The sequence below is a fragment of the Bullifex sp. genome, from assembly GCF_034103065.1.
Taxonomy (GTDB): domain Bacteria; phylum Spirochaetota; class Spirochaetia; order Sphaerochaetales; family Sphaerochaetaceae; genus Bullifex.
Genome location: NZ_JAXEGN010000084.1, coordinates 1 through 7,983 on the forward strand (window position 1 = coordinate 1; position 7,983 = coordinate 7,983).

Annotated in this window: 6 protein-coding genes, 1 tRNA gene and 1 riboswitch; all 7 genes read right to left on the reverse strand. The window is 36.3% G+C overall.

Going from position 1 to position 7,983, the window contains the following annotated elements; genetic code table 11:
• On the reverse strand, positions 1-2,583 hold a 2,583-nt coding region (locus SOY52_RS03545), incomplete at its 3' end, for a phosphoribosylformylglycinamidine synthase (RefSeq protein WP_320847608.1).
• Entirely contained in the window at positions 2,580-3,068 is a 489-nt protein-coding gene (gene purE, locus SOY52_RS03550; RefSeq protein ID WP_320847609.1) for a 5-(carboxyamino)imidazole ribonucleotide mutase, read from the reverse strand. The genes SOY52_RS03545 and purE, both read right to left, overlap by 4 nt.
• A gap of 73 nt (positions 3,069-3,141) precedes the next feature.
• Positions 3,142-3,243, reverse strand: a riboswitch (purine riboswitch).
• Positions 3,244-3,476: 233 nt separating this feature from the next.
• A tRNA-Gly gene (locus SOY52_RS03555) sits at positions 3,477-3,548 on the reverse strand.
• Between the two features lie 15 nt (positions 3,549-3,563).
• Positions 3,564-4,343 carry a hypothetical protein gene (locus SOY52_RS03560; RefSeq protein ID WP_320847610.1) on the reverse strand — a complete coding sequence of 260 codons (780 nt, stop codon included), beginning with the start codon at positions 4,341-4,343 and terminating at the stop codon, positions 3,564-3,566.
• A gap of 3 nt (positions 4,344-4,346) precedes the next feature.
• On the reverse strand, positions 4,347-6,038 hold the full coding sequence (gene pheT / locus SOY52_RS03565) for a phenylalanine--tRNA ligase subunit beta (protein WP_320847611.1): 1,692 nt from the start codon (positions 6,036-6,038) through the stop codon (positions 4,347-4,349).
• Positions 6,038-7,576: a phenylalanine--tRNA ligase subunit alpha gene (locus SOY52_RS03570; RefSeq protein WP_320847612.1), complete on the reverse strand. Its 1,539-nt coding sequence runs from the start codon at positions 7,574-7,576 to the stop codon at positions 6,038-6,040. Before SOY52_RS03570 ends, pheT begins: the two co-directional genes overlap by 1 nt.
• 98 nt (positions 7,577-7,674) lie before the next feature.
• Positions 7,675-7,983, reverse strand: a 309-nt coding sequence (locus SOY52_RS03575) for a transketolase C-terminal domain-containing protein (protein WP_320847613.1), incomplete at its 5' end; no start/stop codon positions are given.

Genomic DNA, 7,983 nt, shown 5'->3' on the forward strand with positions numbered 1-7,983 from the left:
GGCTTCTATTACACCACCATTTTCAACAACATATGAAGAAACTACATTCTTTTTCTCAATTTCAGCTTCTAAAGATTTATAAATTGTTTTAAATGAAGATAAATCAAATAAACCATTTTTATCTAAAGAAGGAAGATATAAACCAAGCTTATTTCCTTTACTCTTCATATCTGGAGATATAATGTTTCTAGCATCGCAACTTGAGCATGCAAAGCTTACTAATGTATTAGGAACATCAATATCATTGAAGGAACCTGACATAGAGTCCTTACCTCCAATTGCTCCTTTTTCAAAGAATGATGAAACCTTCATTGCACCGAGTAAGGCTTCAACAACACTTCCCCAGCGTTTTGGATCTTTATGAAGACGCTTAAAGTACTCTTGGAAAGAAAAATGGATGTTATCAAGCTTACCACCATAGGCAATTGTCTTTGAGATAGAACTTAATACAGATGCCATTGCTCCTTTATAGTCTGAATCTTCAAGTGTATAAGGGTCAAAACCAAAGGCTAGGATTGAACAGGTATTGGTTTTACCATTTAATACAGGGAACTTCTGTACTGAGATTTGAACAGGTGTTAACTGGTATTTACCTGAGTATGGCATTAATACCGTTGTTGAACCAATTGATGCATCAAACATCTCAGAAATACCCTTTTGGCAAGCACAGTTAAGGGAACTTAGCATTGAAAGGATATTTTCTTTAGTTACCTCTTTATGATCATAATAACCATTACTACCCTTATCTGTTATTTCAACTTCTACACTTTGTCTAACGCCCGAGGTATTAATAAAGTCACGTGATAAATCAACAACCTTCTTTCCATGATAAGTCATTACTAGACGGTTATCATCACTTACTTTTGCAACAATATAAGCTTTTAGATTTTCTTTTTTTGCAAGAGAAATAAATATATCAGCATCTTTTGCATCAAGACCAACGGCCATACGCTCTTGTGATTCCGAGATTGCAATTTCAGTAGGATTAAGACCCGCATATTTAAGCTGTACTGCATCAAGATCGATAATTAGACCATCTGCAAGTTCTCCAATAGCAACCGAAACACCACCTGCACCAAAGTCATTACACTTCTTTATAAGTCGTGTTACTTCACCATTTCTAAATAAACGTTGGATTTTTCTCTCTTCAGGAGCATTACCCTTTTGAACTTCAGCAGCACATGTTGTAAGTGATGAATCATTGTGCTCCTTACTTGATCCTGTCGCACCACCAATTCCATCTCTTCCGGTATCGCCACCTAATAAGATAATAACGTCCCCTGGTAAAAGAGTCTCTCTCCTTACATCCTCAGCCTTAACAGCACCTACAACAGCACCAAGCTCTAGGTGCTTAGCAACATAGTTAGGATGATAGATCTCTCGAGCAAAAGTGGTTGGAAGACCAATTTGGTTACCATAGGAAGAGTTACCACGAGTAGCAGTTTTTGATAATACTCTCTGAGGTAGCTTAGCTGGAATTGTATCAGCTACGCTTTCAAGGATATTTCCAGAACCTGCAATTCTTGTAGCTTGATAAACATAGCTTCTTCCTGAAAGAGGATCTCTAATTGCACCTCCAATACAGGTGGAAGCACCACCAAATGGCTCAATTTCTGTTGGATGGTTATGAGTTTCATTTTTAAACTGCATCAACCATTTTTCTTTTCTTTCGTCAACATCAACATCCACAAAAACAGAACAAGCATTAATCTCTTCAGATCTTTCAACATCCTCATACTTACCAATGTTATTTAAATATCTTGCATTAATTGTAGCCATATCCATCAAGGTTTGTGGCTTTTGACTACGACCACACACTTCACGCATTCTTAGATAATCATTGTAAGTATTTTTAATATCTTCATTATAACGAGAATGGTTAATATTAATTTTCTCTAAACGAGTTTCAAATGTTGTATGACGACAATGATCAGACCAGTAAGTATCTAAAACTCTTAACTCAGTTTCGCTTGGGTCTCTATTTTCATCATTTTTAAAGTATTCTTGAACAAACTTTAAATCCTCAAAGGACATTGCAAGACCATGACTCTTTACGAAGCTTTTTAATTCATCATCATTTAACTCTCTAAAACCACTTAAATCTTCAACAGGTGTTACATTGACATTAGAATCAAGGGAAAGAACACTTAAATCTTTCTCTCTAGCTTCAATTGGGTTAATTAAATATGCTTTGATTTTCTTTATTTCATCACTAGTGAAGCTACCTTCAATTAAAAATACCTTACCTGAAGTAATAGTACATTTTGTCTCAGGGTTTAATAGGCCTACACACTGTCTAGCTGAGTCAGCTCTTTGATCATATTGACCTGGTAGATATTCTTTCGCAATTGTTAATCCTGATACAGTTGGAAGAGAATCTAAAATTACATCTACCATTGGTTCTGAAAAGATTGTATTTAAGGCTTTACTTAATACTGCCTCATTAATATTAAAGACATCATAGGTATTAATAACTCGGCATGATAAAACATTAAGTGCTAAATTGTTTTTTAACTGTGTGAGTAAATCATTAGCCTCTGTTTGAAAACGTGGCTTCTTTTCTACAAATATTCTTTTGTTCATACAGCCCCATCTTCGTTATTAGCAAGCACTGCTTGTCTCATGCTTTCTTTGTACTCTACTAGCTTTTGATGATAACTTTCATCACTTAGACCTAAAATTGTTAAAGCTAAAACAGCAGCATTTTTTGCACCAGCTTTTCCTACGGCTACAGTAGCAACTGGAACACCTGCTGGCATTTGTACAATAGAGAGTAAGGAATCAAGACCACCCATTAAGTTTGTACTCATTGGAACACCAATTACAGGTAAGGTTGTAACCCCAGCTAATACACCTGCAAGATGAGCAGCGCCTCCAGCACCTGCAATTAGTACCTTAAGGCCTCTATCATATGCACCTCTTGCATAACTAATAGCTTCATCAGGGGTACGGTGAGCACTTAAGATTCTTACTTCATATTCAATACCGAATTCTGATAGTAGTTTACAGGTTTCATCCATTACCATCTTATCAGATGTTGAACCCATTACGATTCCTACTTTTACCATTTTTTGCTCCTCTTAAAGTATAAGGACAAAAAAATTGTATAAATGTCGCAACTACAAAAAAACGGTAAAAAACCATTACACGCTAAAGAATTGTAGTCCTATCATTTACGGTGATAGGGTAGAGACGTTAGAACCATATCTTCTAATTTATACAATCTTTCGAAGCGAAATAGCTTTGATTAACCAATCTTAGCTAAAACGTTTAAATTATAATTAGATAAGAATTTATATCTAATTAAGCCGTATAATACCTTAAAACAACCTTTAATTTTCGTAAGCATATTAGAATTTTCTGTATACAAATTTCAATATAAAATACATATTTTTCTTATTTTTTTATTTTTTTAATTGGCAAGAAAACAATAATTTTTAATTAGTGAATTAAAAAAGCCCCCTAAGGAGCTATATAGCGGTAGGCGGGAATCGAACCCGTGTTATCGGCTTGGGAAGCCGAAGTAATAACCATTATACGACTACCGCAGATAATTAATTATATCAAATAGTTGGTGGATATAGTAATAAAAGTTTAGCTGCTTCCTTTACTACTAAACCAAGAGTTACTGCATCAATTGCTTTGAAGCTACAATCATATCGACGAAAGGTCTTACTTGAAGTGCCATAGGGATCAATTGCACGGAGCTTACCACCTAAGAATGTTGAATCATCTTTAGAGAGTAAATCATCAAAGTAGCAGCACCACTCAAATTCTCTATTTCCATTTTCATCTTCAATAGCTTCAGGATTTCCAAGTAAAGTAAAGCTAATAAGAGCGTCTCTTAACTCATCTCCATCACGAGAGATTTCGACATATAAAACAGCTTTCTCATCATCGTATAAATAACAGCCATTTCGATCTCTTTTTACAGCTCCAAAACGATACTCATCAAAGCCTTCAGTTGTTAAGACCTCTTTACTCATCTCGCTCCAAAAGCGTCTATAAAGAACACTTCTTTCCCCTTCACTATGAATCATTTCAGCTTGCTCTTCTACTGTTTTCAATCCTAAATTAATAGCGACTACTTTAAGTAATTCTTCATCTTGGCTACTAGCTAAATATGAAAAAAGCTCTTTTGAAGAACTCATAAAATATAAATCTTCAAACTTTGGAGGATTAATGAAGGAAGAAAAGAGTTCATTTAAGCTTTCACATTCGCTTGAAGAGAGGAGAAAACGTCCCCCTCTCTCATCGTCTTTTTTCAAAACAGCAGCAAGTAGAGAATTAAGCTCATACTCACTACCGTCTAAATAATATTTTGAATTTCGCTTTTCAATCATAGCTTAGAGTAAAGCGTCGATATCAAACTCTGCCATAATAGCAGGCATTGAACAGCCCCAAGATTCAAGAACTTGAGGATGAACCTCTCCAAAGAAGCCAACCTCAACACCCTTAACAATAACCTTTGCAGCTCTACCTGGGATAAATCTACCATCATTTTCTACACTCTGAAGTGTATATTCCTTATTAAGGAAATACATAAGAGTATTTACAAATGAAATAGCTTCATTAAAGCCTACCTGGTTATCACTAGATAAGAATCCTAAATGGTTTTTGGTTACAGTTCCACTATTATCATTTGCATCCTTGTAAACAACCTTACCGATTTCAAAGATATTATGAGGATACTGAGCATGTCCTGATACACTCTCACTTTCAAGAAGTGATGGAAGTACAGAAGGTCTAACAACCTCGTAGTTCTCACTCATTGGGTTTGCAATGAAAACAACCTTTTCATCTGAGATGTGCATGTTATCAACATACTCTTTTCTTGAACCTAGGTAGTTATACATCATTTCCTGGAAGCCAAGACCAACCATTAAGCGCTTAACTTTTCTTGCATATTCTTCTGCAGGAGAAAGAGATCCTTTAGTAAATTCACCAGATAAAACTGGAGCAAAGTTCAATAGACCATGACCAATCATAATGTCTTCTACGACATCAGCTGCATGTAAGAAGTCATTTCTATATTCTGGTACCTTTACTGTAATTACTCCATCAGTAATAGTTGAATCAACGCCCATGCGGCTAAGTGCACTAATACACTCTTCTTCTGTTAAATCTTCACCAAGAGTCTTTCTTGCATATGCGATATCACAGCTTTGAGGTGCTTGGAAATAGTAAGGAACAGTAAGCTCAGTACCATATTTAGTTTCTTTAGCAAACTTTACCTTTACAGGAAGAATCTCAAAACCCATATCTGCCATATCACAAGATAAAATTGATGCAGTTAATAATAAATCATCAAGAATAGGACCTGAGAGCTCGATAAATAAATCCTCATCACCAACCTCAACAGCACCAATTCTTGCACTGTTAATAACAGGTGGAAATGAAAGAGTTTCACCCTTGTCATCATAAAGATATGGGAAGAGAGGTTTATCACTTACGATATAACCATAATCCTTACCCTTTGGGTGTTTTTCACAAATCTCTCTAAGTGATAATTCTTCATCCATTCCAAGTGGAACAAACTTTGTCTTATCAGGATCTGCACCGCAATAATGTACTGGGTATGTGATTAAATCACTTCTATAAATTCCGAGTGCAATTGTCTTTCTCTTTCTACCAAAGTTAGAGCAAAGCTTTTCTTGGCTCTGAATTAAAGTTAATAAAAGCTCTTCAGTAACTTTACATCCCTTTGCAGCAAATGCAATTGAGTAATCACGAATACCTAAAGCAGAGGCATCATCGATAATTAATCTGTTACCACTATCTTTTTGCTCATCTTTAGTAGAGAAGAAGTTATACTCATATTTTTTGCCACTTTCATATGTTTTTAATGCTCTAGCAACACCAGCTGCAGACCAAAGGTCTGGGCGGTTAGTATCATTAAGTTCAATCTTTAGCTTATCACCTTCTCTACCATCGAGCTCAGCCTTAGCAACAGGGAAGATCTCTACAAGTTCATCATCTGTATATCTCTTTCCACAAAGTGAGTAGAAAAGATTTTCATGTGTTTCAATCTTTGGCATTAGTTTCCTCTCCTCATTCTTACGCTCTCTATATCTGGAGTAAAGAGCTCTCTAAGGTCATTTAGACCAAGATGCATGAGTGCCATTCTATCGATTCCAAGACCCCATGCAAGAACAGGAACATCAAGGCCCATAGCTCTTGTAACTTCAGGACGGAAAATTCCACTTCCACCAAGCTCAAACCAACCTAGCTTAGGGTGCTTAATGTGTACCTCAATACTTGGCTCTGTGAATGGGAAGTAACCTGGAACATACTTTACTTCTTCTGCACCAGCAACTTCTTCTGCAAACATCTTTAATAATCCGAGAAGATTTCTAAGATTTACATCCTTTCCAACTACAATACCCTCTGTCTGGTAGAAGTCAGCACCATGAGTTGCATCTACTTGGTCATATCTAAAACAACGAGCAACACCAAAGTACTTTCCTGGAACCTTTGCTTTAGGAAGCTGATGAGCAGAAAGAACTGTACCCTGGCTTCTCATAACTTGACGGCGAGTAAATTCATGGTCAAAGGTATAGCCCCAACCTCTTGAACCTGTATCACCACCATCTTCATGAGTCTTTGCAACTCTACTGAGCCATGGCTCTTCAATTTCCTTACAATGAACAGGATCCTTAATGTAATAAACATCGTGGATATCACGTGCAGAGTGGAACTGTGGCATGAATAATGCATCACCATTCCAGAATTCATTTTCTACAAGTGGTCCATCGAATTCTTCAAAGCCTAAAGAAACAAGCTTATCCTTAACCCACATCAAGTAGTCACCATAAGCATTTGTACGGCCAGGAATAATTCTACTAACTGGTGCATTTAAGCCATATGGACGGAAGGTACCATTTTTCCATGAACCACTTTGAATCATTTGAGGTGTTAATAGACCAAACTCTTCACCAGTAATATTTGCCTTTAATAAAGCCTCTTTAACTTCATTACCATTTTCAGTAAGAGTATAAGTTACATCTTCTTTTTCAACATACTTAAATGTTGAAGCAGCTGCACCTCTTTTTTTAGCAAGACCTTTAATTGCATTTTTCTCTTCTTTAGAAAGAGAAGCTTCCATCAAAGGCTCCTTTAAAGCCTTATTGATTAATTCTCTTGCAATAACAACATCACCTGGGAGAGAAGTAGAAATAAGTTCTGCCTTTCTCTCAGAGTTTAATGCAGCACATTTTGCACCTGAAAGTTGACCAAATGAGGAACCAACATCACTTTGCTCAAGAGAGAGTGCACTAGCAATCTCAGGAAGGGTATGAGCACCATTTTCTTTTAAGAAAGCAAAAATCTTTTCAACAGGAAGTCCTGTTTCTGCCTGACTTTTTCCTGTTTCTGTGAGTTCATAATAGGCATACTTTTCTCTACTCTTCTCGCTAATAAGACCTTTAGCTGAGAGCCAGCTGAATGCCTGGTTGCACTGTCCTACTTTGTAATCAAGCTCTTTGATGATGCGATCAGAGGTAATATCTTCCCCCATTTTCACAGCTCTAAGAAGTCTGACTTCAAGTGGATGCAGATTCTTTACATCGATATCCATAAAAATGTTCTCCATTTAATTAACAAAACAAGTACATCCATATTAATTGGAATTAACAAAAATTAAAAGTATCCAATATATAGAATTCTTAAGGATGCTTAAAAGTATGAAATAATATCTACAAGCTCATAGGACTGAGGAACTACTACGCGCTCAAGTTCTCGTGAAAATGGAATTGGAGTATCCTCCCCATATACACATTTTACCGGAGCCTTCAAAGCATTAAAGCACTCTTCATCACAACTAATAGCGGCCGCAACACTAGCCATAACAGAACCAAAGAAAGTTGGATCCTCAACTAATATTACCTTTCCTGTCTTTAACACACTCTTTTTTATTGTCTCAAAATCGATTGGTCTAAGTGATACTAAATCAATGTGATCTACACTACGGGACACCTCACTTAA